General features: G+C 70.5%; 23 protein-coding genes and 2 pseudogenes. 13 read left to right on the top strand and 12 right to left on the bottom strand.

Going from position 1 to position 24,961, the window contains the following annotated elements; genetic code table 11:
- The first annotated feature begins 9 nt into the window (after positions 1-9).
- Both ABZX75_RS24785 and ABZX75_RS24780 read left to right on the top strand, forming a co-directional pair.
- Entirely contained in the window at positions 10-672 is a 663-nt protein-coding gene (locus ABZX75_RS24785) for a DUF4142 domain-containing protein (protein ID WP_355414075.1), read from the top strand.
- A gap of 4 nt (positions 673-676) precedes the next feature.
- Positions 677-1,315, top strand: a complete 639-nt coding sequence (locus tag ABZX75_RS24780; protein WP_355414073.1) for a class F sortase — start codon at positions 677-679, stop codon at positions 1,313-1,315.
- On the opposite strand, the gene ABZX75_RS24775 is transcribed toward ABZX75_RS24780, so the two are convergent.
- Complete coding sequence (locus ABZX75_RS24775; protein WP_355414071.1) at positions 1,295-1,537, bottom strand: hypothetical protein; 243 nt, start codon at positions 1,535-1,537, stop codon at positions 1,295-1,297. The genes ABZX75_RS24780 and ABZX75_RS24775 overlap by 21 nt on opposite strands.
- An 80-nt stretch (positions 1,538-1,617) precedes the next feature.
- A complete protein-coding gene (locus ABZX75_RS24770) occupies positions 1,618-2,082 on the bottom strand; it encodes a hypothetical protein (protein WP_355414070.1) in 465 nt (154 codons plus the stop codon).
- 391 nt (positions 2,083-2,473) lie between these two features.
- Between ABZX75_RS24770 and kdpF the strand changes: the two genes are divergently transcribed.
- From kdpF to ABZX75_RS24745, 5 genes are all read left to right on the top strand, one after another.
- Positions 2,474-2,563 (top strand): K(+)-transporting ATPase subunit F, encoded by a 90-nt coding sequence (gene kdpF, locus ABZX75_RS24765; RefSeq protein WP_355414069.1) that lies wholly within the window; start codon positions 2,474-2,476, stop codon positions 2,561-2,563.
- A gap of 8 nt (positions 2,564-2,571) precedes the next feature.
- The gene (kdpA, locus tag ABZX75_RS24760; RefSeq protein WP_355414067.1) at positions 2,572-4,236 is read left to right on the top strand and encodes a potassium-transporting ATPase subunit KdpA; all 1,665 of its coding nucleotides are present in this window, start codon (positions 2,572-2,574) and stop codon (positions 4,234-4,236) included.
- Positions 4,233-6,383 carry a potassium-transporting ATPase subunit KdpB gene (kdpB, locus tag ABZX75_RS24755; protein WP_355414065.1) on the top strand — a complete coding sequence of 717 codons (2,151 nt, stop codon included), beginning with the start codon at positions 4,233-4,235 and terminating at the stop codon, positions 6,381-6,383. Before kdpA ends, kdpB begins: the two co-directional genes overlap by 4 nt.
- A 4-nt stretch (positions 6,384-6,387) precedes the next feature.
- Positions 6,388-7,104: a potassium-transporting ATPase subunit C gene (locus tag ABZX75_RS24750; RefSeq protein ID WP_355414063.1), complete on the top strand. Its 717-nt coding sequence runs from the start codon at positions 6,388-6,390 to the stop codon at positions 7,102-7,104.
- 127 nt (positions 7,105-7,231) lie between these two features.
- The gene (locus ABZX75_RS24745) at positions 7,232-7,966 is read left to right on the top strand and encodes a hypothetical protein (protein ID WP_355414061.1); all 735 of its coding nucleotides are present in this window, start codon (positions 7,232-7,234) and stop codon (positions 7,964-7,966) included.
- A 170-nt stretch (positions 7,967-8,136) separates the two neighbouring features.
- On the opposite strand, the gene ABZX75_RS24740 is transcribed toward ABZX75_RS24745, so the two are convergent.
- The 7 genes from ABZX75_RS24740 to ABZX75_RS24710 form a co-directional block, all read right to left on the bottom strand.
- Positions 8,137-8,352 carry a hypothetical protein gene (locus tag ABZX75_RS24740; protein ID WP_355414059.1) on the bottom strand — a complete coding sequence of 72 codons (216 nt, stop codon included), beginning with the start codon at positions 8,350-8,352 and terminating at the stop codon, positions 8,137-8,139.
- A 229-nt stretch (positions 8,353-8,581) separates the two neighbouring features.
- Entirely contained in the window at positions 8,582-8,812 is a 231-nt protein-coding gene (locus tag ABZX75_RS24735; protein WP_355414057.1) for a hypothetical protein, read from the bottom strand.
- 142 nt (positions 8,813-8,954) lie between these two features.
- Positions 8,955-10,328, bottom strand: a complete 1,374-nt coding sequence (locus tag ABZX75_RS24730; protein ID WP_355414055.1) for an LCP family protein — start codon at positions 10,326-10,328, stop codon at positions 8,955-8,957.
- 69 nt (positions 10,329-10,397) lie between these two features.
- Entirely contained in the window at positions 10,398-11,822 is a 1,425-nt protein-coding gene (locus tag ABZX75_RS24725; protein ID WP_355414053.1) for a N,N-dimethylformamidase beta subunit family domain-containing protein, read from the bottom strand.
- 374 nt (positions 11,823-12,196) lie between these two features.
- Positions 12,197-12,613: a VOC family protein gene (locus ABZX75_RS24720; protein ID WP_355414051.1), complete on the bottom strand. Its 417-nt coding sequence runs from the start codon at positions 12,611-12,613 to the stop codon at positions 12,197-12,199.
- 5 nt (positions 12,614-12,618) lie between these two features.
- Positions 12,619-13,041: a helix-turn-helix transcriptional regulator gene (locus ABZX75_RS24715; RefSeq protein ID WP_355414107.1), complete on the bottom strand. Its 423-nt coding sequence runs from the start codon at positions 13,039-13,041 to the stop codon at positions 12,619-12,621.
- Between the two features lie 122 nt (positions 13,042-13,163).
- Positions 13,164-15,236, bottom strand: coding sequence for a SpoIIE family protein phosphatase (locus ABZX75_RS24710; RefSeq protein ID WP_355414049.1), 2,073 nt, complete (start codon positions 15,234-15,236; stop codon positions 13,164-13,166).
- A 246-nt stretch (positions 15,237-15,482) separates the two neighbouring features.
- Between ABZX75_RS24710 and argG the strand changes: the two genes are divergently transcribed.
- The 3 genes and pseudogenes from argG to ABZX75_RS24695 all read left to right on the top strand — a co-directional run bounded on the left by argG (position 15,483) and on the right by ABZX75_RS24695 (position 19,734).
- Positions 15,483-16,928 (top strand): argininosuccinate synthase, encoded by a 1,446-nt coding sequence (argG, locus tag ABZX75_RS24705; protein ID WP_355414047.1) that lies wholly within the window; start codon positions 15,483-15,485, stop codon positions 16,926-16,928.
- Between the two features lie 149 nt (positions 16,929-17,077).
- Positions 17,078-17,182 (top strand): annotated as a pseudogene (locus ABZX75_RS24700) (VOC family protein); the annotation flags it as partial.
- 101 nt (positions 17,183-17,283) lie between these two features.
- A complete protein-coding gene (locus ABZX75_RS24695; RefSeq protein WP_355414045.1) occupies positions 17,284-19,734 on the top strand; it encodes an excinuclease ABC subunit UvrA in 2,451 nt (816 codons plus the stop codon).
- 128 nt (positions 19,735-19,862) lie between these two features.
- Here the strand turns inward: ABZX75_RS24695 and ABZX75_RS24690 are convergent, their stop codons facing one another.
- The 3 genes and pseudogenes from ABZX75_RS24690 to ABZX75_RS24680 form a co-directional block, all read right to left on the bottom strand.
- Positions 19,863-20,390, bottom strand: a complete 528-nt coding sequence (locus ABZX75_RS24690; protein WP_355414043.1) for a DUF4396 domain-containing protein — start codon at positions 20,388-20,390, stop codon at positions 19,863-19,865.
- 205 nt (positions 20,391-20,595) lie between these two features.
- Positions 20,596-21,736, bottom strand: a pseudogene (locus ABZX75_RS24685) (FAD-dependent oxidoreductase).
- Positions 21,733-22,053: a bifunctional 3-phenylpropionate/cinnamic acid dioxygenase ferredoxin subunit gene (locus tag ABZX75_RS24680; RefSeq protein WP_355414041.1), complete on the bottom strand. Its 321-nt coding sequence runs from the start codon at positions 22,051-22,053 to the stop codon at positions 21,733-21,735. The pseudogene ABZX75_RS24685 and the gene ABZX75_RS24680 overlap by 4 nt, the downstream one beginning before the upstream one ends.
- A gap of 230 nt (positions 22,054-22,283) precedes the next feature.
- On the opposite strand from ABZX75_RS24680, the gene ABZX75_RS24675 reads away from it, so the two are divergent.
- The 3 genes from ABZX75_RS24675 (at position 22,284) to ABZX75_RS24665 (ending at position 24,946) form a co-directional block, all read left to right on the top strand.
- Positions 22,284-23,027, top strand: a complete 744-nt coding sequence (locus ABZX75_RS24675; protein WP_355414105.1) for an IclR family transcriptional regulator — start codon at positions 22,284-22,286, stop codon at positions 23,025-23,027.
- A gap of 204 nt (positions 23,028-23,231) precedes the next feature.
- On the top strand, positions 23,232-24,317 hold the full coding sequence (locus tag ABZX75_RS24670) for an S-(hydroxymethyl)mycothiol dehydrogenase (RefSeq protein ID WP_355414039.1): 1,086 nt from the start codon (positions 23,232-23,234) through the stop codon (positions 24,315-24,317).
- Complete coding sequence (locus ABZX75_RS24665) at positions 24,314-24,946, top strand: MBL fold metallo-hydrolase (protein WP_355414037.1); 633 nt, start codon at positions 24,314-24,316, stop codon at positions 24,944-24,946. The genes ABZX75_RS24670 and ABZX75_RS24665 overlap by 4 nt, the downstream gene beginning before the upstream one ends.
- Positions 24,947-24,961 lie beyond the last annotated feature (15 nt).

Raw genomic sequence — 24,961 nt, 5'->3', positions numbered from 1 at the left:
GTAGCACTCATGCTTCACCGACTGGTGACCACCACCGCTCTCATAGCCGCCGCCACCGTCCTGTCGGCGCCCAGCGCGTCAGCCACCGAGCAGGACACCGCATTCGTGAAGTCAGCCCACCAGGGCAACCTCGCGGAGATCGCAGCCGGGCAGGACGCGCAGAAGCACGCGACGACGGCGTGTGTGAAGAACGTCGGCGGCGTGCTGGTACGCGATCACACCAAGCTCGACGCGGGTCTGAAGCTGCTGGCCGGCAAGCTGGACATCACCTTGCCCTCCTCCCCCACCGCGGAGCAGCAGAAGAAGCTCGCCGCCGTGCAGATGAAGGCCGGTACGGCGGCATACGACGCCACCTGGCTCGCCGACCAGGACGCCGCCCACACCAAGACCCTGGCCATGATCGACCAGCAGATCTCCGCAGGCGGCAACAGCGAGCTGGTGGCCGCCGTACGTGCCGCCCGCCCCGTGGTGGCCATGCATCATGAGATGGTCCGCGGCGGCACCTGCCGCCACGGCAAGGACGCGGCCACGATCAGCGCGGGCAGCGGCGGCCACCTCGCCGCCCGCGAGACCCGCATCAACACGATCGGCACGGTCAGCCTCGCCGGGGGCCTGCTGACGGCCGGCGCGGCCTTGTGGCTGGTGCGCCGGCGCGAGACCGGCTCCCGCTGAATCCATGCACCGCCGGAAGGTCATCGCCGCGAGCGCGGCGATGACGTGCGGCGGGGTACTGGCGGCAGGCTGGGCGCTGCTCGGAAGCCCGCAACCGGCTACCGACGCGGGCGCCCTGCCTGCCGTCCACTCGGCCACCACGGGCCTGCCCTCGCCGCCGCTGTCCGTCCGTGGACCCCGCGGCTTCCACGCACGCGTGATCCCCGTGGCCGCCCGGCCCGACGGCAGCCTGACTCTGCCCGGCCAGGGCTCCCAGGGCGGATGGTGGGCGCTGGGCGCCGCCGCGGGAGCCGCCCGGGGAACCGTCCTGATCGCCGGGCACGTCGACACCGGGGAAGGCCTCGGCGTCTTCTCCACCCTGCACGACCTCGCGTTGGGCAGCTCGATCGACGTCACCGGTGCCAACGGACGCGTCTACCGCTACCGCATCACCGCCCGGCGGACGTACCCGCGGGCACAGCTGCCGGCCGACCTGTTCTCACCCGAAGGCGTCCACCGGCTCGCCCTGGTCACCTGCTCCGGCGCCTACGACAGCCGCACGAGCCTCTACGCGGACAACCTCGTCCTGTACGGGGCACTGACCACAGAGCCGTACCAGGGCACGCGCCGGGGCTCCGGCCCCTCAGGCCGGGTGCTCCCCTAGCGGCTCCAGTGACGTACTCACGACGTACTCCGCCTCGTGAGCCGCCTTCGACATGCCGGGCACGAGGAAACCACTGCTCGCCTCCGCGGAGTCCGGATCGCTTGCGAGACGTTCCTTCCACTGCCGAGCCAGGTCCTCCTGCCGCTTGCCGGGCTCGCGTTCCACGCGGGCCCGGCTCTCCGGTGACAACGCGTCCAGGAACTCTTCCAGGGCTTCCTTCATGACGCCGATCCTCCGTTCGCCTTCCGCCTTCCGCCTTCCAGCAGCGCACCCCCGGTGCGCCCGGCGCAGTGGACGACCGCCTAACGCCGCCGTCGAGCCGTCGCGGGGAGGCGGTGCTCGGCCTCGGCGGCGGTCTCCCGGCGGTCTCTGCGCAGCACCAGCAGTGCCACCGCCGAGGCGATCACGAGAACGCTGCCCGTGGTGATGTCGAGGATCCTGCTGCCGTTGTCCACAGCCGTCTCCTGCAGGCCGAAAATGAAGGGGGACGCGATCATCCACAGCCCCGCGACGCCGACCGCCACGTCGGAGCGCCAGCTGCCGCCGCGGTACAGCCGCGTGCCGACGACGAACATCAGCACGACCCCGACCATCGCCTCATTGACCTGAGCGTCCTTGGCTCCGTCGTGGGTGGCCATCGGATACGCCCAGAGGGCGACGGTTGCGGCCAGCATCACGACGCCGAGGAGCTGGTCGTGCACCCCCTGCCGGAGGGCGTGTCGCCTGTCCTGCGCGACGGGCGTGGGGTGATGGTGGTAGACCGACATGACATCCTCCTCGGTTCTCCCCGCCTAACGTCTCAGCCGCCGCCTACCCGGCCCACCGCCCGCGCACGCCGCCCGGGCCGATCGGCTGCGAAGGGTTCGCGCCCTGCACTGTGCGTACTCAGGCGCCCGGGCATCGAGGGCCGAAGGGTAGGCGTGCCGGCGCGCGTATGGGGGCGTATGGGGGGCGTCAAGGCTTCCGCTGCGCCCGTATGGACCCCGTCAAGAGCGTTCAGCGCCCAGGCGGAGGCGCGATTAGCTCGTCCCGGCCACCCGGCCGATTCTCATCTCATCACTTCATTCAGGAGCTCACGATGGCCGATCTGGCCTTCGTCGTCACCACGGTCGCGGTATTCGCGCTGGTGGCTCTCGTCGCCCGGGGGGTGACCAAGCTGTGAGCGCCGAGAACATCGTCGGCCTCGTCGTGGCCGTCTCCCTTCTGGGTTACCTCATCCTCGCCCTCGTGTACCCGGAGAGGTTCTGAGTCCCGGTATGAGCCCTGAAACCGCTGGTGTGCTCCAGTTGCTCGCGCTGATCGCCGCGCTCGCGCTGGCGTACCGTCCGCTGGGCGATCACATGGCCCGGGTCTACTCCTCCGAAAAGCACTACGAGCCGGAGAAGTGGATCTACAAGGTCATCGGCGCCGACCCCACCGCCGAGATGCGCTGGCCGGCCTACGTGCGCGGCGTCCTCGCCTTCTCCGCCGTGAGCGTCCTCTTCCTCTACGCGCTGCAACGACTGCAGGGCAGCCTGCCCGGCTCACTCGGCTTCGCGTCGATCGACCCGGACCAGGCCTTCAACACCGCCGCCTCCTTCGTGTCCAACACGAACTGGCAGTCGTACGCCGGCGAGCAGGCCATGGGCCACCTCGTGCAGACCGGTGGTCTCGCAGTGCAGAACTTCGTCTCCGCCGCCGTCGGCATGGCCGTCGCGGTGGCGCTCGTACGGGGCTTCGCCCGTTCCCGCACCGGGGAACTCGGCAACTTCTGGGCCGACCTGGTGCGGGGCGTCGTCCGTATCCTGCTCCCCGTCTCCGTCGTCGGCGCGGTCATCCTGGTCGCCTGCGGAGTCATCCAGAACTTCGCCGGCATCCACGAGGTCGGCCAGTTCCTGGGCGGCTCGCAGCAGTGGAACGGCGGGGCGGTCGCCTCGCAGGAGGTCATCAAGGAGCTGGGCACCAACGGCGGCGGGTACTTCAACGCCAACTCCGCCCACCCCTTCGAGAACCCGACCCCCTTCACCAACCTCTTCGAGATCTTCCTGATCCTGCTCATCCCGTTCTCGCTGACCCGGACCTTCGGCAAGATGGTCGGGTCGGTCAAGCAGGGTTACACGGTCCTCGCAGCCATGGGCGTCATCTGGGTCGTCTTCGTCGTCCTGATGTGGTGGACCGAATTCGCGGGCCGCGGCCCGGCCTTCGAGGCCGCGGGCGGTGCGCTGGAGGGCAAGGAGACCCGGTTCGGCATCGGTGCCTCCTCGATCTTCGCGGTCAGCACGACCCTCACCTCCACCGGCGCGGTGGACTCCTTCCATTCCTCGTACACCGGGCTGGGTGGCGGCATCACCCTGTTGGGCATGCAGTTGGGCGAGATCGCGCCCGGCGGGGTCGGATCCGGCCTGTACGGCATGCTGATCATGGCGGTCATCGCCGTTTTCCTGGCCGGTCTCATGGTCGGGCGCACGCCCGAGTACCTGGGCAAGAAGATCAGCACCCGCGAGATCAAGCCGGCCGCCTGCTACATCCTCATCACCCCCGCCCTCGTCCTGTGCTTCACGGCGGCGGCGATGGCGCTGGACACCCCGGCCGACTCCATGACCAACAGCGGCGCACACGGCTTCTCCGAGATCCTCTACGCCTACACTTCCGGCGCGAACAACAACGGCTCGGCCTTCGCGGGTCTGAACGCCGACACCCCGTGGTTCAACTCGACCCTCGGCATCGCGATGCTGCTGGGACGCTTCCTGCCGATGGTGTTCGTCCTGGCGCTGGCCGGCTCGCTGGCCGAGCAGAAGCCCGTCCCCGAAACCGCGGGCACCCTTCGCACCGACAAGCCGCTCTACGCCGGCCTGCTCGTCGGCACGATTCTCATCATCACCGGTCTGACCTACTTCCCGGCCCTCGCGCTGGGTCCGCTGGCCGAAGGGCTGGCGTCATGACCTCCGACACCATCTCCGACACGAGGAAGCAAGAGGACGTCGTGTCCACCGTGACTCCGACCCGTGCTCCGCACCGGGACGTGCCCGCCGGCCACAAGCCGTACGGCGGCCGCGTCGGTGGAGGGCTGTTCGACCCGAAACAGCTGCTGAAGTCCTTCCCGGACGCCGTCCGCAAGCTCGATCCCCGCGTGATGGTCAAGTCCCCGGTCATGTTCGTGGTCCTGATCGGCTCGGTCGTCACGACCGTACTGGCGGCTCTGGACGCGGGCGACTGGTTCGGCTGGGCGATCAGCGCCTGGCTGTGGCTGACGACGATCTTCGCCAACCTGGCCGAGGCGGTCGCGGAGGGCCGCGGCAAGGCTCAGGCGGACACCCTGCGCAAGGCCAAGACCGCTACGGTCGCCCGCAGGCTGGCCGGGGACGGCAAGGGCGAGGAGCGGGTGCCCGGTACGGAGCTGCGCATCGGCGATCTCGTGGTCTGCGAGGCCGGCGACGTCATTCCGGGCGACGGCGACGTCGTCGAGGGCGTCGCCTCCGTCGACGAGTCGGCCATCACCGGCGAATCCGCCCCGGTCATCCGCGAGTCCGGCGGCGACCGCTCGGCCGTCACCGGCGGTACGAAGGTCCTCTCGGACCGGATCGTCATCAAGATCACGACGAAACCGGGTGAGACCTTCATCGACCGGATGATCAATCTGGTCGAGGGCGCCGCCCGCCAGAAGACGCCCAACGAAATCGCGCTCGACATCCTCCTCGCGTCCCTCACCATCGTCTTCCTGCTGGCCGTCGTCACCCTGCAGCCGTTCGCCGTCTACGCGGGCGCCGAACAGTCGATGACCGTCCTGACGGCCCTGCTGGTCTGCCTGATCCCCACCACCATCGGCGCCCTGCTCTCCGCGATCGGCATCGCCGGCATGGACCGTCTCGTCCAGCGCAACGTCCTCGCCCTGTCCGGCCGGGCCGTCGAGGCCGCCGGCGACGTCTCCACCCTGCTCCTCGACAAGACCGGCACCATCACCCTCGGCAACCGCCAGGCCGCCGAGTTCGTACCGGTCGAGGGGACCACCGAGACGGAACTGGCCGACGCCGCACAGCTGTCGTCCCTCGCGGACGAGACGCCCGAGGGCCGTTCCATCGTGGTCCTCGCGAAGGAGAAGTACGGTCTGCGCGAACGCCACCAGGGCGAGCTCGCCCACGCCGAGTGGATCGCCTTCACCGCCCAGACCCGCATGTCCGGTGTGGACGCGGACGGCCGCAAGACCCGTAAGGGCGCGGCCGGCTCTGTCATCGCCTGGGTCGAGGAGCGGGGCGGCCGCGTGTCCGGCGACGCCGGCACCCTGGCCACCAGGATCTCCGAGGCCGGTGGTACGCCGCTCCTGGTCGCCGTGGAGGATGCGGAGGGGGCCCGCGTCCTGGGTGTCGTCCACCTCAAGGACGTGGTCAAGGAGGGCATGCGCGAGCGGTTCGACGAGCTGCGCCGGATGGGCATCAAGACCATCATGATCACGGGCGACAACCCACTGACCGCCAAGGCCATCGCCGAGGAGGCCGGGGTCGACGACTTCCTCGCCGAGGCCACCCCCGAGGACAAGATGGCCCTCATCAAGCGGGAACAGGCGGGCGGAAAGCTCGTCGCGATGACCGGAGACGGCACCAACGACGCACCGGCGCTGGCCCAGGCGGACGTGGGCGTCGCCATGAACACCGGCACCTCGGCCGCCAAAGAGGCCGGGAACATGGTGGACCTGGACTCCGACCCCACCAAGCTCATCGAGATCGTCGAGATCGGCAAGCAACTGCTGATCACTCGCGGCGCGTTGACCACGTTCTCCATCGCCAACGACGTCGCGAAGTACTTCGCGATCATCCCGGCCATGTTCGCCGTGGTCCATCCCGGTCTGGACAAGCTCAACATCATGGGCCTGGCCTCCCCGGAGTCGGCGATCCTCTCCGCGGTCATCTTCAACGCGCTGGTCATCATCGCCCTGGTCCCACTCGCCCTCAGGGGCGTCCGCTACCGGCCCACCACCGCCGACACGATGCTCCGCCGCAACCTCGGCCTCTACGGGCTCGGCGGCCTCATCGCCCCGTTCGTCGGCATCAAACTCATCGACCTGATCATCTCCCTCATCCCCGGAATCGGCTGAGACCATGAACAACTCAAGTGGCAACAGCGCGCGTCTGATCGGTGCGGGCCTGCGCGCCCTGCTGGTTCTCACGGTGATCTGCGGCGTGCTCTACCCGCTCGCCGTCACCGGGACCGCCCAGGCCCTCTTCAGTGACAAGGCCAACGGCTCTCAGATCAAGGACGGGAGCGGCAAGGTCGTCGGCTCTTCGCTGATCGGCCAGACGTACCACCTGCCGAAGCGGAACCCCGACGACCCGCAGGAGGCGGCCAGGCCGGACCTGAAGTGGTTCCAGCCGCGCCCCTCCCATGGCCTCGGTGCCAACAGCGTCAACACCCAGTACTCGATCCTCGTCTCCGGCGCCACGAACCGGTCCGCCGACAACGGCGCGGTGAACGGCAGCTGCCCGAAGAGCGCGGAGGAAGGCACGCTCTGCGCCCAGGTCGTCGCCGCCAAGGACGCCGTCATCGCCGACAACTCCACAGCCTCCTACACGGTCAGGGCCGAGGACGTTCCGGCCGACGCCGTCACCTCGTCCGGTTCCGGACTCGACCCGCACATCTCCCCCGCCTACGCCGAGCTCCAGGTCCACCGGGTGGCCGAGCAGAACGAGCTCGACGTCAAGCAGGTCGAGAAGCTGGTCGAGGACCACACCGAGGGCCGCACGCTCGGCTTCATGGGCGAGCCCCGCGTCAACGTCCTCGCGCTCAACACGGCCCTGAAGGCACTGTCCGAGAGCTGATGCTCGGGGAAGCGGTCGGGGTCGCGGCTGGCGGCCTCGGCGGAATGGCTGCGTCAGCCGACGTGGATTGGGAGAATCCGGAGAAGTCCGCCGGTGGCTCGCGCCCCCTTACCTTGAGGAGCAGTTGATGTCGTCGCAGGAAATCGACATAACGCTCACCCCCGAACAGGCCACCTACGGCGTGATCCTGACCGTTCCCCTGGCGACTGGGCCCGCTCGCGTGCGCATTCCGTCCTCCTCCCGGGACGGCGACCTCGTCCGGACCCGCGTCGGCGATCAGGAGGTGCTGGTACGGATCCGGGTGCCCGGGACCGCCGTCCCGCCACAGTCGGGAGCGGCGGCCAAACCGGGCGCCGTCGGATGCATGGTGGCGGTCGGGGTCGTCGCGGCCGTGCTCGTCGGCCTCGCCCTGATCGGCTCCGGAGACGACACCGACAACAAAGCCTCCACCGCCTCGACGCCCACCCCCTCGGCCAGTTCCTCGCCGACGTACCCGTCCTACAGCCCCTCCTACGCCCCGGCCAACCCCACACGCGAACCCACCCCCGACACCTCGACCGAGCCCGCGCCCGCCTCCCCGACCAGCACGGCCCCGAGCCCCTTCGACAAAGGCACCTGCCTCAACGGCACCCTGCCGGACTCGACCACCGCGCAGCGTGTCGACGACGTGGAGGAAGTCCCCTGCTCGGCGTCCGACGCGCACTACCGGGTGATCGAGAGCATCCCGCTGACGTCCGACATGAGCCGCTGCGACGACAATCCCAAGACGGAGTACGCGTTCTCCTACCGCTACACCCTCAACGGCGCCGTCATCAACGAGTACGTGTACTGCCTGGTCGGCATCGGCTCGTACGCCCGCTGACCACCGGCCGCCGCTGGGCCCCGGCGGGGGTCCCGTCCCGTCCGTACCGGAGGCAGCCGGGCCGGCCGGGGCCGGAGATCGCTTGGAGCGCACCGAGGTCGAGCGGCAGCGCGCGACCGCCCAGGGGGCAGCCGCGCGCTGGAGACGTTGAGCAGACGAGTCCGCGCATGTCAGCCGAGGCTTCGCCTGTGGTCCACGGTGCGCTGCGGTGGGATGCTCCGCAGCCGGTGTGAGCGGCGCTGACCGGGGCCGGCCTTGCGTGCGTCTTCATCAGAGGACCGGGCTGCGGCCTGGTCGGATTCGGCCGGTGCCACGGCCGGGGCGAGCGCGATCGCAGTGATGACCGCTGCCACCATGACGAGGATGATGCCGATACTCACGGACATGTGTCCCGCCTTTCGCCTGGGTTCCTTACTCCCTGTGGCTACTCAGCGTTTCCCATATCGGCTCCCGTAAACACGGTGTGTGACCGGGCGGTAGGGGTCCGTAACACTGCGCCCCTGCGGAGGCGGCCGACTGGGCTCACCGTTCGCCCTCGCCTCCGGACTCAGAGACGAAGCGGCGAGCCCAGTGACCGCGGGACTCCGTAGGGGCCCTCCCCTCACCGGGGAGGTATCACCCGCGGAGGAAACCGTCCCCATGGGCAGTGATGTGGGCTTCCAGGGCAGCCAGAGCGTCCTGGGTCGCCTGCGGCGTGCCGCTTCCACGGCGTTCCGCGTAGTACGCCGCTCCGAGCTTCTTCAGCAAGTCGTTGCCCGCACGCTGTTGCTGCACCTCGTCCACTTTGGCTTTGCCCTGGTTCAGAGCGCCCTGGGCCTGCTCCTTGGCCCGGTCGAGAAATCCCATCGCCACCTCCGGTCGGCTGAACATCACGGTCCGTCGCCCAAGCAGAACACGCGCTCCCGCCCGGACGGGGTCAGCCACGCCCATGGCGCGCAGGGCCCGGTTGTGACTGCCGCCGACGCCACCGAGCGCGGAGCGCTGGGCGTCAGGGCTGACGGCTGCCTGTGGCGCCGGCGGAGTCCCGTGATGCCGGACTGCCGGGGCAGCGGAGGGTATCGGCCGTTACGGGGGCGCCTTCGGCTGTGTTGCGGTCGTAGGTGACGGTCTTGACCAGGACGGGTTGGGTACCGACGGCGACGTCGAAGGACCGGTCATGGCCCGGGACGACGTGAAGGCGGGCGCCGGGCAGGGCGGCCGCCAGGGTGGCCGCGTCCGCCTCCCGACCCGGGCCGTAGCTGATGACCGGGGCGCCTTCTGGGCGTACGGGCGGGGCGGCCTGCGAGGTGTCGGTGACGGCGAATCCGCTGCGGCGCAATGCCGCGGCGACGGTCGGGGCGTCCACCCGGACCGCGATCCCGGCCGGGTTCGTGCCGACCGGCGTTTGGGGAACGGGCTGGATGCGTGGGTCGCCCGTGATGGGGCGGTCCGCTTCGAGGGCGTTCCACAACGCGGCGGAGCGGGCCTCGTCCCACACCAGGGTGGAGCCCACTCCGGGCACACGGTGGTCGAAGATCCGGATCGGCACGGTGGCGAACTCGATGCGGTCCGGCCGGAGCCGGCCGAGCGCCCAGCCGATGCGGACCAGGTCGTCGAGTCCCGTGCGCTCGTCAGTGCGTACGGATTTCAGCAGGGCGCGGGCCGTGCGCGCCGTGCTCACCGGGCCGGCCAGGGCGCCCTGGGCGGTCAGACGGGCCAGCAGGTCGTTCACCATGCGCTGCTGGCGGCGGACCCGGCCGAGATCTCCGGGCCGGTTGATGTGCCGGGCCCTGACGTAGCGCAGCGCTCCGTTTCCGTCGGTGTGGTGAACGCCCGCGGGGATGTCGAGGCCGGAGCCATCGTCTTTGAGCGGCTTGTCCGTGCACACGGTCGCGCCGCCGAGATTGTTGACCGCCTGCTCGAATCCGGTGAAACCGGTCTCCAGGTAGTGGTCGATGTGCAGGCCGGTGACCTTCTCGACGGTACGGACGGTCAGCGGGCCGGCGCCGATCGCGAACGCCCCGTTGATCTTTCCGAAGCGGGCCGGCCCGGGGGCCGCGGGTGGGGCCGCGGGCAGGGCCGCCAGGTCGGCGTACTGGACGTAGGAGTCGCGGGGGATGGAGACGATGCTCGCGCGCCGCATGTTCTCGGAGAGGTGGACGAGCATCATCACATCGGTGCAGTTGCATCCCTTGCCGCCCGCGTGGAGACGCCGTTTCTCGGCGGCGGAGAGGCCGGCACGGCTGTCGATGCCGACGATGAGGATGTTCGTGCCCCGGCTGCCGCTTGGCGCCTGGCGTTCGGCGGAGATGGCCTGCGACCCCGCGTAGGAGCCCCCGGCGAGGGTTGCCAGCAGCGCGAGAGCAACGGTGAGTCGACGCACAGCACATCCCCGAGATCGTGCCAAAAGTTGCAGATCGGACGTTACTGCCTCGGGTGCGAGGGGGTGGTGCTACGCGCCGGGAGTCGTGGCCGTGTCCCCGTAGTGGGCGGCCAGATTGTCCTGGGCGGGCCTGGCCCGCCCGGCCGGCCCTCGCGCGAACGCCCGCAGGACGTTGGCGGTGACGGTGCGGGTGAAGTGACCGGCCCGGGCGTCCAGGCCGTGGTTGCCCTTGCCGCCGGCGGGCCCGTTCGCATCGAGGGCCTCGACCCACCGCATGGTGCCCGTCGCGAAGACCGCGGCCCCGCCCGGCAGCGACACGTACGCCGTGTCCGCGTACGAGGGTCGCCCTTTGCACACCACCGGGGAGTGAGCGAGGATCTCGACCGGCCGCGGCGTCGGATGGGCAGGGTTCACGCGGTCGAACTCGACCCCCACCAGGTGGGGGAAGGTATCACCCGCCCGCGCGCCGGTACCCGTCAGGAGCCAGTGGTCCGGATGGGACACCACGTAGGGGGCGTCGACGGGGTAGCCGTCGTAGATCACGCCGAGCAGCGAGCTCTCGGGTTCGGGTGCGGGCTTGCGCCGGAAATCGTTCGTCGGTGGAGACCCCTGCTGGAAGCCCGGATCTTCGGCGTAGTCGTCCTTGTAACAGACCACGATGCGGTCCGGTCCCGCCGGGGAGGCTTCGAAGCGGATCCTCCGGTAGCAGCAGTTGGCGCCGAGCACGGCCAGGTTCGTGCCCCCGTCGCGCGCCTGGGTCACGTGGCGGCGCTGCTCGGGGCTCCAGTACTCGTCGTGGCCCAGGGAGACCATGGCGGCCGCGCCCCGCAGGAACCGCGGATCGCGGGCCACGTCCACCCCTGTGGCGTAGGCCAGGGGGAGGCCCATGCGTTCGGCCAGAGCGATCACGGGTGCTTCGTAGACGAGGAACTGGCCGGCGCCCTGCCCGCCCGAGTAGGGACGGTCGAAGGAGACCCGAAGGGAGCGCGACCCCTTCTTGCCCGTCACGCCCTTGTAGAGGTCCGCGCCGCCCCACCGGTTGTAGGCCTGCCAGGTGGCCACCGAGCTGACCACGACCGTACGGCCGGCGAACGAGGCGGACCTGACGGTGACGGGTACGAACCGCTGCGCCCGCCCGTCCTGGGTGTCCAAGCGCAGCAGGTAACTGCCTTCCGGCCAGCCGGAAGTGGGCACGAGCGCCGTCTGCCGCCATTCGGCGTGCGCCATCCGCGTCTCGGGATCGAGGCGGGCCTGCGGCTGGAGGATGCCCGGCAGGGCGGCCGACTTCCAGACCAGACGGGCGCGGGCTCCGCCGTACCAGCCCATCCGGTAAGCGGAGACGGTGTAGGACGCGGACGTCGTCGACACCCGCAATGCGAACGACTCGCCGGAGCAGACGCTGACCCGGTCGGCGAAACCCTCGACGGCCCGCGCCGGGCCGGGCCGGGTGATCCGCCAGTCAGGGGAACCGGGCAGCGCGTTCTCGGCCCTCACATCGAGGCCGCACCCCCTCGGCGCGCGGCCTACGGCGTCCTCGGGGCCCTCGGCGGCACGGGCCGCCGCCGTAGCGCCGGGCCATGACGCGATCGTGGCCGCGGCGAGTCCCAGAACCAGTCGGCGCCCCGGCCCCTCCCGGTGATCTCCCGCCCCGCCCGGAACTCCCGTCCGCTCCACCACATCACCCCGGAAGTCCGCATCGCCTGGGGCACCTGTTCTATCCCATCGAGCGTCACCACCCCGGCAGGCCACGCGTCCGGGCGCGGCTGCCGACGGCGGGTGCGGGGGCAGGTGCGGGGGCGGGTGCGGGGGCCTTCACGGTCGGTGGGGCGACACCGAGCCCGGGCCCGCACTCAGCGCGGGCACAGGACTCACCGCTTGCGAGGCTGGTTGAAGCGCAGCATGTTGCCGGAGGGATCGCGGAAGGCGCAGTCGCGGACGCCGTAGGGCTGGTCGACCGGCTCCTGCAGCACCTCGCCGCCCGCGGCGCGGATGCGCTCGAAGGTGGCGTCGCAGTCGTCGGTCTGGAAGATGACACCGCGCAGCAGGCCCTTCGCCAGCAGTTCCGCCATGGCCTCCTTGTCGGCGGGCGAGGCGTTCGGGTCCGCGAGGGGCGGTTCGAGGACGATGTCCACATCGGGCTGCGACGGCGAGCCGACGGTCACCCAGCGCATCCCCTCGAACCCGACGTCGTTGCGCACCTCCAGGCCGAGAACGTCCCGGTAGAAGGCGAGCGCCTTGTCGTGGTCGTCGACGGCGATGAAGCACTGCGAAAGCTTGATTTCCATGCGTTTCACGCTACTGGCGGGTTGCCTGGTTTGGCTTCTCCATTCCTGACCGGTCGCGTGTAGATCTTGGCGACGCAGGCCGGGATGGCGGCGCCCTCGTCATGGCGGCGAGCCCGGTATGCGCTCGGGCTCTCGCCGACCAGCTCGGTGAACCGCGAGCTGAACGACCCCAGCGAGGTACAGCCGACCGCGAAGCAGACCTCCGTCACCGTCAGGTCACCCCGCCGCAGCAGCGCCTTGGCCCGCTCGATCCGGCGGGTCATCAGGTAGCTGTACGGCGTCTCCCCGAAGGCAGCGCGAAAGCTGCGGGAGAAATGGCCCGTCGACATGAGGGCGACGCGCGCCAGCGCCGGAACGTCGAGCGGCTGCGCGTAGTCGCGGTCCATCCGGTCACGGGCCCGGCGCAGCCGGACGAGGTCCTCCAACATCACGCGACCAGCATCCCACAGCCCCAGGCGCCGCCGGAGTCGGCGCGTGGAGGTCCGGCTGCTCGCGCTGCTCGCACGGCAGAGCGCCGAGGACCCGCCCGTGCGGCCGGTGAACCAGCGTCTCAGCTGGACGACGCGGCGCGTTGGACGCGGGCCAGGACGAGCACGGTGTCGTCGGCCGGTCCGCTCGGCAGCAGGCTGGTGAGAATGCGGTCCGCCATCGATTCCAACGGCCCGGGCACCGCGCCCAGTTCTGCGCGCAGCGCTTCCAGGCCGGCCTCGATGTCCCCGCCGCGGGTCTCGATGAGGCCGTCCGTGTACAGGGCGAGGATCGCCTTGTCGGGGAGTTCGATCTCGGTCGTCCGGAAGGCGCCGCCCCCGACGCCGAGCGGGACTCCGAGTACGTCCTCGATGGTCTCGACCGCGCCGTCCGGCCGCAGTACCAGGGGCGGCGGGTGGCCGGCGCTGGCGATGCGGGCGCGTCCACTCGTCGGGTCGTAGACGATGTAGAGGCACGTCGCCAGCTCGATGCCGGCCTCCTGGGCGCAGCCGTCGAGCTCGGTGAGCAGGTCGCCCGGCTCGCGGTCGTGCCTGGCCAGAGCCTTGGTGGTGATACGGAGCCGGCCCATGGCGGCGGCGGCCGGCACGCCGTGTCCCATCACATCGCCCACCACGAGAGCGATCCGGCCGGCAGGCAGGTTGATCACGTCGTACCAGTCGCCGCCGACTTCGGTGATACGGCTGCCGGGAAGGTACCGGTGGGCCACCTCCACGTACGGGCTGGTCGCCAGTGCGCTGGGCAGCAGCGCCCGCTGCAGTGTCAGCGCGATGTCCTGAACGCGGCTGTACAGGCGGGCGTTGTCCAGACAGATCGCAGCGCGTGAGGAGAGCTCGCCGGCCAGGCTGAGGTCGTCCTGGGTGAAGGCCGGCCGGTCCGCAGACCGGCCGAACATGGCGATTCCCTGGACGGTGCCCCTGGCGATGAGCGGGGCGACGAGGACGCAGGCCAGCCCGCTGTCGGCGAGGAGCCTCGCGCGTGCTTCGATGAGGACGGACCGGGCCACGAACTCCTCGTTGACCACGGCGGAGATGGGACGGCCCGTGCGCAGCATGTCGTGGATGACGGAGCCGGGTGGATAACGTACGGTCTCCACCCCGCTCACGAGTTCCGTGGCCGGAGGCGGCAGGATCGTCCCGGCGGCGATCCGGCGGGTGAGCAGCGGCTGGGCCGGATCGAACTGCTCCGTCTCGTCCATCCACTCCACGACTTCGACCACGGCGCCGTCACAGAAGTCCGGCATCACCGCTTCGACCAGTTCCCGCGCCGTGAGGTTCACGTCCAAGGTGGTGCCGATCCGAGCGGCGGCACGATCCAGCAGAGCCAGCCGTTGACGGCTGGCCGTGGCTTCGAGGATGGCCTGTTCCCGGTCCGTCACATCCACCATCAGTCCGCCCACCCCAGGGCGCGAGCCGACCGCCCGGCTCAGAGGGAAGAAGCTCACCGACCGCACTTGATCACGGTCGGGACGACCCCGTGGGCGCATACCCACCAGCGCTCCCACGACCGGCGCTCCGCCCGCGGCGACGGCGCGGAGCGTGCGCTGGTACTCGCCGTCGTCGGCCATCATCACGACTTCGTCCAGGTGCCGCCCGAGGTGGTCCTCGATGGAGAGGCCGTCCATGTCGGCGAGCGCCTGGTTGAGGTGGACGTACCGGAGATCGGGGTCGAGCATGACCAGGCCTATGGGGCAGGTCTCGAAGAGGGCGTCGAGGAAGGCCAGGTTGGTCTTGACCCGGTCGAGCTCGTCGCTCCGGCTCGCCAGACCCATCACCACCGAACGCCCTCCGGCGCCGCTCAAGGCGAAGACCCGGAAGCCGCAGGCGAAGGCCGTGCCGTCACGATGCCGCGCCGTCAGCCGGCCCCGCCAGTACCCCTCCGTCCGGCCTGCCTCCACCAGCCGGGCGCACGAGGCGGAGGCGCCCCGGGCCGCGTCGGCGAAGAGAACGGCGCCGGGCTGCGACAGGACGGCCGAGGAGCCGTACCCGAAGAGATCGCGCGCGCCCGGCCCCCAAAAACAGACGAGGTCGTCGTCATCCATGCCGAAGACGGCCACAGGCACATGCTCGAGCAGCGTTCCCGGCTCGGACCAGAACGGGCCGTGAGCCTTCTCGCCCCCCGGCCGAACCGATGGCACGAGTCGTCCCCTTCCACCCGCCGCTCTATCCCCCCATTATGCGGACACCGAGGCGGTTGCGGTCGGCGGAGAACGGGCGGTCGAGGAAGAGGGGCGCCCGCGACAGCGGACGACGCCCGTTCGGGTCACCTCTTCCCGACCGCCCTCCGCCGCGCACCAGCGCACGGAGCGGCCGTCCGGTTGTTTCGGCGACACAGGACCGGAGCCCCCTTTGCATGACCATGCGCGGGTATGCATAATCTTTCTATGTCTAAGGTCCTCACCTCCCTTCCCGCCGACGAGCGCGTCGGCATCGCCTTCTCGGGCGGACTCGACACCTCGGTCGCGGTCGCGTGGATGCGCGACAAGGGTGCCGTCCCGTGCACCTACACCGCCGACATCGGCCAGTACGACGAGCCCGACATCGCCTCGGTGCCCGGCCGTGCGAAGACCTACGGTGCCGAGATCGCGCGCCTGGTCGACTGCCGCGCGGCGCTGGTCGAGGAGGGCCTGGCCGCGCTCACCTGCGGCGCGTTCCACATCCGCTCGGGCGGGCGTGCCTACTTCAACACCACGCCGCTCGGCCGCGCCGTCACGGGCACCCTCCTGGTCCGGGCGATGCTCGAGGACGACGTACAGATCTGGGGCGACGGCTCGACCTTCAAGGGCAACGACATCGAGCGGTTCTACCGCTACGGCCTGCTCGCCAACCCGCACCTGCGGATCTACAAGCCCTGGCTGGACGCGGACTTCGTGACCGAGCTCGGCGGCCGCAAGGAAATGTCGGAGTGGCTCCTCGCCCACGACCTGCCCTACCGCGACAGCACGGAGAAGGCGTACTCCACCGACGCCAACATCTGGGGCGCCACCCACGAGGCCAAGACCCTGGAGCACCTCGACACCGGCGTCGAGACCGTGGAGCCGATCATGGGCGTGCGGTTCTGGGACCCCTCGGTCGAGATCGCCACCGAGGACGTGACGATCGGCTTCGACCAGGGCCGCCCGGTGACGATCAACGGCAAGGAGTTCGCCTCCCCCGTCGACCTGGTGATGGAGGCGAACGCCATCGGCGGCCGCCACGGCATGGGCATGTCCGACCAGATCGAGAACCGGATCATCGAGGCCAAGAGCCGCGGCATCTACGAAGCGCCCGGCATGGCCCTGCTGCACGCGGTGTACGAACGCCTCGTCAACGCGATCCACAACGAGGACACCCTCGCCCAGTACCACAACGAGGGCCGGCGCCTGGGCCGGCTGATGTACGAGGGCCGCTGGCTCGACCCGCAGGCGCTGATGATCCGCGAGTCGCTTCAGCGCTGGGTCGGCGCGGCGGTCACCGGCGAGGTCACGCTGCGGCTGCGGCGCGGCGAGGACTACTCGATCCTCAACACCACGGGCCCGGCGTTCAGCTACCACCCGGACAAGCTGTCCATGGAGCGCACCGAGGACTCGGCGTTCGGCCCGGTGGACCGGATCGGCCAGCTCACCATGCGCAACCTCGACATCGCCGACTCGCGCGCCAAGCTGGAGCAGTACGCCCGTCTCGGCCTGATCGGCACCAGCCATCCCGCCATCGGTGCCGCCCAGGCGGCCGCCACCGGCCTGATCGGCGCCATGCAGCAGGGCGGCGCCGAGGCCATCGCCTCCCGCGGTGAAGTCTCCGGTGACGACGAGATGCTGGACCGCGCCGCGATGGAGTTCGGCACGGACTGAGCAGCTCCGCCGAGCGGCTGAATACCGCCGTGCCCGGCACGATGCGGGCACGGCGGGTGGAGCGGCACGCTCCGGCCGAGACCAGCCAGGACGGAACCGATCAGGAATCGAGAAGCGCCGCCCCCCGAACCGCACATAGCGTGACTGCCATGGGAATCACCCTTCACGCGAGCTTCCTCCCGCCCGACGATCCGGACGCCTCCCCGGCCTTCTACCGCGACACCCTCGGCTTCGAGGTCCGCGACGACGTCGGATACGACGTACCGCTCGAAGTACTGCTCGAAGCTGGAAAGATCGAGCCGGGCGACACCCACGGGAGCCGCGAACGCGGCCCCGCTCAACAGAGGGAGACACGATGAGCACGGCCAGGAGGACGGACACGCAGTCGCCTGCGCCGCACGGTGCCGACAGCCACGAACTGATCCGTGTGCACGGCGCGCGCGTGAACAACCTCAAGGACGTCAGCGTCGAGATCCCCAAGCGCCGGCTGACGGTGTTCACCGGCGTCTCCGGCTCGGGCAAGACGTCTCTGGTGTTCAACACGATCGCCGCGGAGTCGCAGCGGCTGATCAACGAGACCTACAGCGCCTTCGTGCAGGGCTTCATGCCGACGCTCGCGCGGCCCGAGGTCGACGTACTCGAAGGGCTGACGACGGCGATCATCGTCGACCAGCAGCGGATGGGTGCCGACCCCCGCTCCACGGTCGGCACCGCCACCGACGCCAACGCGATGCTGCGCATCCTCTTCAGCCGGCTCGGACAGCCGCACATCGGCTCGCCCAACGCGTTCTCCTTCAACGTCGCCTCGGTCCGGGCGAGCGGTGCGATCACGGTGGACCGCGGCGCCGGCAAGACCAAGACGCAGAAGGCGACCTTCACCCGCACCGGCGGCATGTGTACGCGCTGCGAAGGCCGGGGCACGGTCTCCGACATCGACCTCACCCAGCTCTACGACGACTCCAAGTCGATCGCCGAGGGCGCCTTCACCATCCCCGGCTGGAAGTCGGACAGCTGGTGGACCGTGCGGACCTACGCCGAGTCGGGCTTCCTCGACCCGGACAAGCCGATCCGCGAGTACACCAAGAAGGAGATGCAGGACTTCCTCTACCGGGAGCCCACCAAGGTGAAGGTCGAGGGCGTCAACCTCACCTACGAGGGGCTGATCCCCAAGATCCAGAAGTCGTTCCTCTCCAAGGACCGGGAGGCGATGCAGCCGCACATCCGGGCGTTCGTGGACCGGGCGGTCACCTTCACCTCCTGCCCCGAGTGCGGTGGCACCCGGCTCAGCGAGGCGGCCCGGTCGTCGAAGATCGAGGGGATCAACATCGCCGACGCCTGCGCGATGCAGATCAGCGACCTCGCCGCATGGGTCCATGGTCTCGAGGAATCCTCCCCGAGCTCTTCGAGCGGGGGATACCTCATGGTCGCGCCGCTGCTCACCGCGCTGCGGCAGACCCTCGACTCGTTCGTGGAGATCGGCCTCGGCTACCTCTCGCTCGACCGGCCGTCGGGCACGCTGTCGGGCGGCGAGGCGCAGCGCGTCAAGATGATCCGCCACCTCGGCTCCTCGCTCACCGACGTCACCTACGTCTTCGACGAGCCCACCACGGGCCTTCACCCCCATGACATCCAGCGGATGAACGACCTGCTGCTGCGGCTGCGGGACAAGGGCAACACGGTGCTCGTCGTGGAGCACAAGCCGCAGACCATCGCGATCGCCGACCACATCGTCGACCTCGGCCCCGGCGCCGGTACGGCGGGCGGCACCGTCTGCTTCGAGGGCACCGTCGAGGGGCTGCGGGCGGGCGGAACCGTCACCGGCCGCCATTTCGACGACCGGGCCGCCCTCAAAGAGACGGTACGGACGCCCACCGGCACGCTGGAGATCCGCGGCGCGACGGCGCACAACCTGCGCGACGTCGACGTCGACGTCCCGCTCGGGGTGCTGGTCGTCGTCACCGGCGTCGCCGGCTCCGGCAAGAGCTCGCTCGTGCACGGGTCACTGCCACGGCGGTCGGGGGCCGCCGGCGCGGGTGTGGTGTCGATCGGCCAGGGCGCGATCCGCGGCTCGCGACGGAGCAACCCGGCGACGTACACCGGACTGCTCGACCCGATCCGCAAGGCGTTCGCGAAGGCCAACGGCGTGAAGCCGGCGCTGTTCAGCGCCAACTCCGAGGGCGCCTGCCCCGACTGCAACGGCGCCGGTGTCATCTACACCGACCTGGCGATGATGGCCGGCGTCGCCACCACCTGCGAGGAGTGCGAGGGGAAGCGGTACCAGGCATCGGTGCTGGACCACCACCTCGGCGGCCGCGACATCAGCGAGGTGCTCGCGATGTCGGTGACCGAGGCCGAGGAGTTCTTCGGCGCCGGCGAGGCGCACACGCCGAGCGCTCACCGCATCCTCGGCCGTCTCGCCGACGTCGGGCTCGGCTACCTCAGCCTCGGCCAGCCGCTCACCACCCTCTCCGGCGGCGAGCGGCAGCGGCTCAAGCTGGCCACCCACATGGCCGAGAAGGGCGGCGACAGGCTCGTCTACGTACTCGACGAGCCGACCACCGGCCTCCACCTCGCCGACGTCGAGCAGCTGCTCGGTCTGCTCGACCGGCTCGTCGACTCCGGGAAGTCGGTCATCGTCGTCGAGCACCACTTGGCGGTCATGGCGCACGCCGACTGGATCATCGACCTCGGCCCCGGCGCCGGCCACGACGGCGGCCGGATCGTCTACGAGGGCACACCCGCCGACCTCGTCGCCGCCCGCTCCACCCTCACCGGCGAGCACCTCGCGGCCTACGTCGGCAGCTGACCGGGCCCACAGCGTGCCGCAGGCCCACGACGAGCCCCCGGTACACCCCCAGCTCACGCCGCCCCGCACGCCCGCGCGCCCGGAAGCACCTTCACGGGTGCGTCCGGGCGCGCTCGGCGGGCTCTGGGTCAGTGGTAGGCGTGGACGACGGCGTGGCCCTTGCCGCGGCCGATCATCCACTTGTTGACCGGAGTCGTGACCAGGAAGGCGACGACGAAGCCGCCCAGCAGGGCCGACCAGAACAGTCCGTCGGACAGGTGGGCGTCCATCGCTCCGGGGGTGAGGGCGATGATGAGGTTGTCGACGAGCTCCATCACCGCGATCGAGACGGTGTCCGCGGCCAGGGCCACCTTGATCGCGGTCTTGACGTCCAGGCCGGCCTTGCGGAGGGCGAACAGGGTGAACGAGTAGCCGAAGATGAACGCCAGGGTGATCGCGAGGACCATGGTCTCGACGTTGCCCCACATCAGGGCCGTACCGATGACCATGCCGAGGATCTCGCCGATCGCACATCCGGTCAGGCAGTGCAGCGTCGCCTTCGCCGCAGCACCCCAGGTCACCACGCCCATGTGAGGACCGGCGTGGCCCTCGTGACCGTGGTGCGCGGCGTGCTCGTTCGCGTCGCCGGCGTGATGGGCGTGTGCGCTGTGGTCCATGACGTTCATCCCCATTCCCCGTCCAGTGTGTGCGCCCCCTCCCGGGGCCACAACACCAACCATATACCCCCCGGGGGTACACCGCCAGAGGATGTTCCCCAGCCGGCGGCGGTGGACTGACGGACGGTGCCGTGGCGTCGGCGGCGATCAGCGCTGCGGGCCTGGACGACGGTGCACGTGCCTCCGCCGTCGTCACGGCCCGTGGTCATGCGGCGAGCTCGCGGCGTACGCGCAGGAAGGGGCGCGGCCGGTCGACGGCGAGGACCCCCGTCGTACGGCCGTCACGCTCGTACAGCGAGAGGAAACTGCCCTCGTCCGTGGAGCCTTCGAGGACACGGACGGTGTCCCCCTCGCGCCGTCGCCCCGCGAACTGGATGCGTGCGCCGTACTGGTCCGACCAGAAGTAGGGCAGCGGGCGAGTGCTGTCCACGGTCCTTCCGGCCAGCAGGTTGCGTACGGCGACGGCGGGTTGCTCGGTCGCGCTGGTCCAGTGCTCGGCGCGCAGACCTCCCACGCGGGCGACGTCACCCACCGCCACGACCTGCGGCAGCGCGGTGACACAGCCGTCGTCGCAGAGTACGCCGTCGCCGATCCGGAGGGTGGAGCCGGCGAGCCAGCCCGTGTTGGGTACGGCTCCGATGCCGACGACGACCACGTCGGCGGGGAGCAGCCGGCCGTCGGCCAGCTCCACGGCGGTGACGGAGGTCCGGCCCCGCAGGCGGGCCACGCCCGTACCGGTGATCAGTTCCGTTCCGCCGCGCCGGTGCAGGGCCGCACACGGCGGCCATCTCGGGGCCGAGGTGCGGGACGAGTGGGAGCGGGGCGGCCTCCACGACGGTCACCTCGTGCCCGAGGGAGGCGCAGGAGGAGGCGGTCTCGGCGCCGATGAATCCGCCGCCGATCACGACGACCCGTCGTGTGCCGCCGCTGAGCTCGTCCCGCAGGGCGCGTGCGTCGTCGAGCGTGCGCAGCGTATGGACTCCGCAGAGGCCGGCTTCACCGGGCAGTCGGCGGGCCGAGGCGCCGGTGGCGATCACGAGACCGTCCGTGACGACGGTCCGGCCGTTGTCCAGGAGGAGGGTTCGGCCTCTCGCGTCGAGCCCGCGGGCGCGCGTGCCGAGCAGCCACTCCGCGTTGAGCTCCGTCTCCTCCTCCGCGTCTGTGAGGGCGAGTCGGCTTTCGCCGGACCGGCCGCAGAGGAACTCCTTGGACAGCGGCGGACGGTCGTAGGGACGATGGCGCTCCTCGCCCACGATCACCAGCCGCCCGTCGAAACCCTGCGCGCGCAGCTCGCGGGCGGCGTACAGGCCCGCCAGGGAGGCGCCGACGACGGTGACGGTTCTCATGCGGCGGTGTCCTCCTGCGCGGCCGGCCGGACATGGATGATGCCGTCCTCGACGACGACCTCGTGGGTGCGGACGGGACGCCGGGCGGGCAGGCAGGTCGGCTGTCCCGTGCGGAGATCGAACGAGGCGGCGTGAAGCGGGCATTCGACCAGAGGGCCTTCGAGCCACCCCTCGGAGAGGGAGGCGTCCTGGTGGCTGCACGTGTCGTCGATGGCGTACAGCTCGCCGTCGGCGTTGAACACCGCGATGGGCGGTGTGGTGTCGATGCGGACGGATTCGCCCGCAGGAAGGTCTTCAAGGCGGCAGACGGGAATCACGGGCCCCCCTCGATCAGGACTCTTCGATAACATGATGTTGCGTATCGCGCATGAGGGAGCGCTATGCGCAACAGAATCCGGTCGGGGTGCCCACCGCGTCAAGGGCTTCCCGAAGATGGCTGCCCAATGGACCACAAGAGGGTGAGAGTTGAGCTATGACCCGCGACCAGGCAGTGGCTGACCAGAACGAGGAAACACAGGATCGCGCGCCCAAGGGCGGGGCAGGGGCGATCCAGTCCGTGGACCGCGCCGTGAGCGTGCTGGAGATCCTGGCCCGGCACGGCGAGGCCGGGGTCACCGACATCGCCGACGAGCTGGACGTGCACAAGTCCACGGCCTTCCGACTGCTCGGCGTGCTGGAGAACCGGGGCCTGGTCTCCCAGGCGCAGGACCGCGGCAAGTACTTCCTGGGCGCGGGCATCCTGCGCCTGGCAGGAGCGGCGGCGGTGCGCCTGGACATCTCCCAGGAAGGCGCGGCGGTGTGCCGGGAGCTCGCCGACGAACTGGGCGAGACCGTCAACATCGCGGTCCTGGACGACGACGCCGCGGTCAACATCATGCAGGCCCGCGGCCCGGCCTCCGTCACCGCGCAGAACTGGCTGGGCAGGCGCACCCCCCTGCACGCCACCTCCAGCGGCAAGGTGCTCCTGGCCCATCTGCCGGTGACGCTGCGCGAAGGACTCCTCGCACGGGCGCTGCCGCGGTTCACGGAGCACACGCTGACCAGCGCGGGCATGCTGCGCGCGGAGCTGGACGCGGCGTGCGCGCAGGGATACGCCATCGTCGCGGAGGAGCTTGAGCTGGGTCTGAACGCGGTCGCCGCGCCGGTGCGGGCGCACGACGGCCGAGTGATCGGTGCGCTCAGTGTCTCGGGGCCGGCCTACCGGCTGGAACGGGGTCGGCTGCCGGAGCTCGCCGCCCGGACCGCCGTCGCGGCGAACGCGCTGTCCCGGCGCATGGGTTACGGCTTCTGACTCGTTCCCGCCGAGTGGCACCCCCTGCGACGCGGGGCCGGGCGAACCCGGCCCCGCGACGCTGCGTGTCGGGCCCGTTTCCCTACGGCCGCCGGGTTTTGCGAGTCGTTAACCCCAGCCTCTTGACGGCATGTTGTGGGGCTTCCCAGTATGTTCCCCATCGCGCAACCCATCGTGCAAGGCGCAACAACCGAGGAGCCCATCGTGCCGCATGAGGTCCGTGCCGTCGTTGCCGTGAAGAAGGGCGCACCCGTCGAGGTGCAGACGATCGTGGTGCCCGATCCCGGGCCCGGCGACGTACTCGTCTCCGTACAGGCCTGCGGTGTCTGCCATACGGATCTGCACTACCGGGAAGGGGCCGTCAACGACGAGTTCCCCTTCCTGCTCGGCCACGAGGCCGCCGGAACAGTCGAGTCCGTGGGCGACGGCGTCACCGACCTGGCTCCGGGTGACTACGTCGTCCTCGCCTGGCGCGCCCCCTGCGGAACCTGCCGTTCCTGTCGCCGCGGCCGGCCCTGGTACTGCTTCGACTCCCGCAACGCCACCCGGCCGATGACCCTCCTCGACGGCACTCCTCTCTCGCCGGCCCTGGGCATCGGCGCCTTCGCGGAGAAGACCCTGGTCGCGGCGGGCCAGGCGGTGAAGGTCGACCCGGCCGCCCGGCCCGAGGCCGCCGGACTCATCGGCTGCGGCGTGATGGCCGGCTACGGCGCCGCGGTGAACACCGGCAACGTCGGCCGCGGTGACACGGTGGCGGTCATCGGCTGCGGAGGCGTCGGCAACGCAGCCATCGCGGCCTCCTCGCTCGCCGGGGCGCGGCGCGTCATCGCAGTCGACATCGACGACCGCAAGCTCGACGCGGCGACCCGGTTCGGCGCGACCCACACGGTCAACTCCCGTGGTACGGACGCCGTCGAGGCCGTACGAGAGCTCACCGGCGGGTTCGGCGTGGACGTCGCCATCGACGCGGTCGGCCACCCCGAGACGTACCGGCAGGCCTTCTACATGCGCGACCACGCGGGCGTGCTCGTCCAGGTCGGGGTTCCCGTCCCGCAGATGCGCGTCGACCTCCCGCTCATCGACCTGTTCTCGCGCGGCGGCGCCCTGAAGTCCTCCTGGTACGGGGACTGTCTGCCCAGCCGTGACTTCCCGGTCCTCATCGACCAGTACCTGTCGGGCGGGCTCGACCTGAACGCCTTCGTCAGCGAGACGATCGCGCTGGACGAGGTCGAGAGCGCCTTCGCCAAGATGCACCGGGGCGAGGTCCTGCGCTCGGTGGTGGTCCTGTGACGGACACCGCCGGGGGCGTGCGCGCCGAACGGGTCGTCACCTCGGGCACGTTCACCCTCGACGGCGAGACCTTCGCCGTCGACAACAACGTGTGGCTCGTCGGCGACGACGAGGAGGTGCTGATCGTCGACGCCGCCCACGACGCCCGTACGATCGCGGCCGCCGTCGCCGGACGCCGGGTCACCGCCGTCGTCTGCACCCACGCTCACGACGACCACATCGGCGCGGCGGCCGAGCTGGCCGAGGCCACCGGCGCGCCGGTGCTGCTGCACCCGGCCGATCGCGAGCTGTGGGACCAGGTCCACCCCTCGCGCGAGCCGGACGGCGAACTCTTCGACGGGCAGCGGCTCCTCGTCGCCGGCACCGAGATGCGCGTCCTGCACACGCCCGGACACACCTGGGGCAGTTGCAGCCTCCACGCGCCCTTCCTCGACGCCGTGTTCACCGGCGACACCCTCTTCCACGGCGGCCCGGGCGCGACCGGCCGTTCGTACTCCGACCGCCCGACGATCCTCACGTCGATCCGGCGCCGTCTGCTCACCCTCCCCGGGGACACCGTCGTCCACACCGGGCACGGCCAGGACACGACCATCGCCGCCGAACGCACCACGGTGCCTGCCGCCGTGTAGACCTTTCCTCCGGAT

It is taken from the genome of Streptomyces sp. NPDC003038 (assembly GCF_040611115.1).
Lineage (GTDB): Bacteria > Actinomycetota > Actinomycetes > Streptomycetales > Streptomycetaceae > Streptomyces.
Note: the sequence above shows the minus strand (reverse complement) of the source record. Positions and strands in the feature narration are given on the sequence as shown.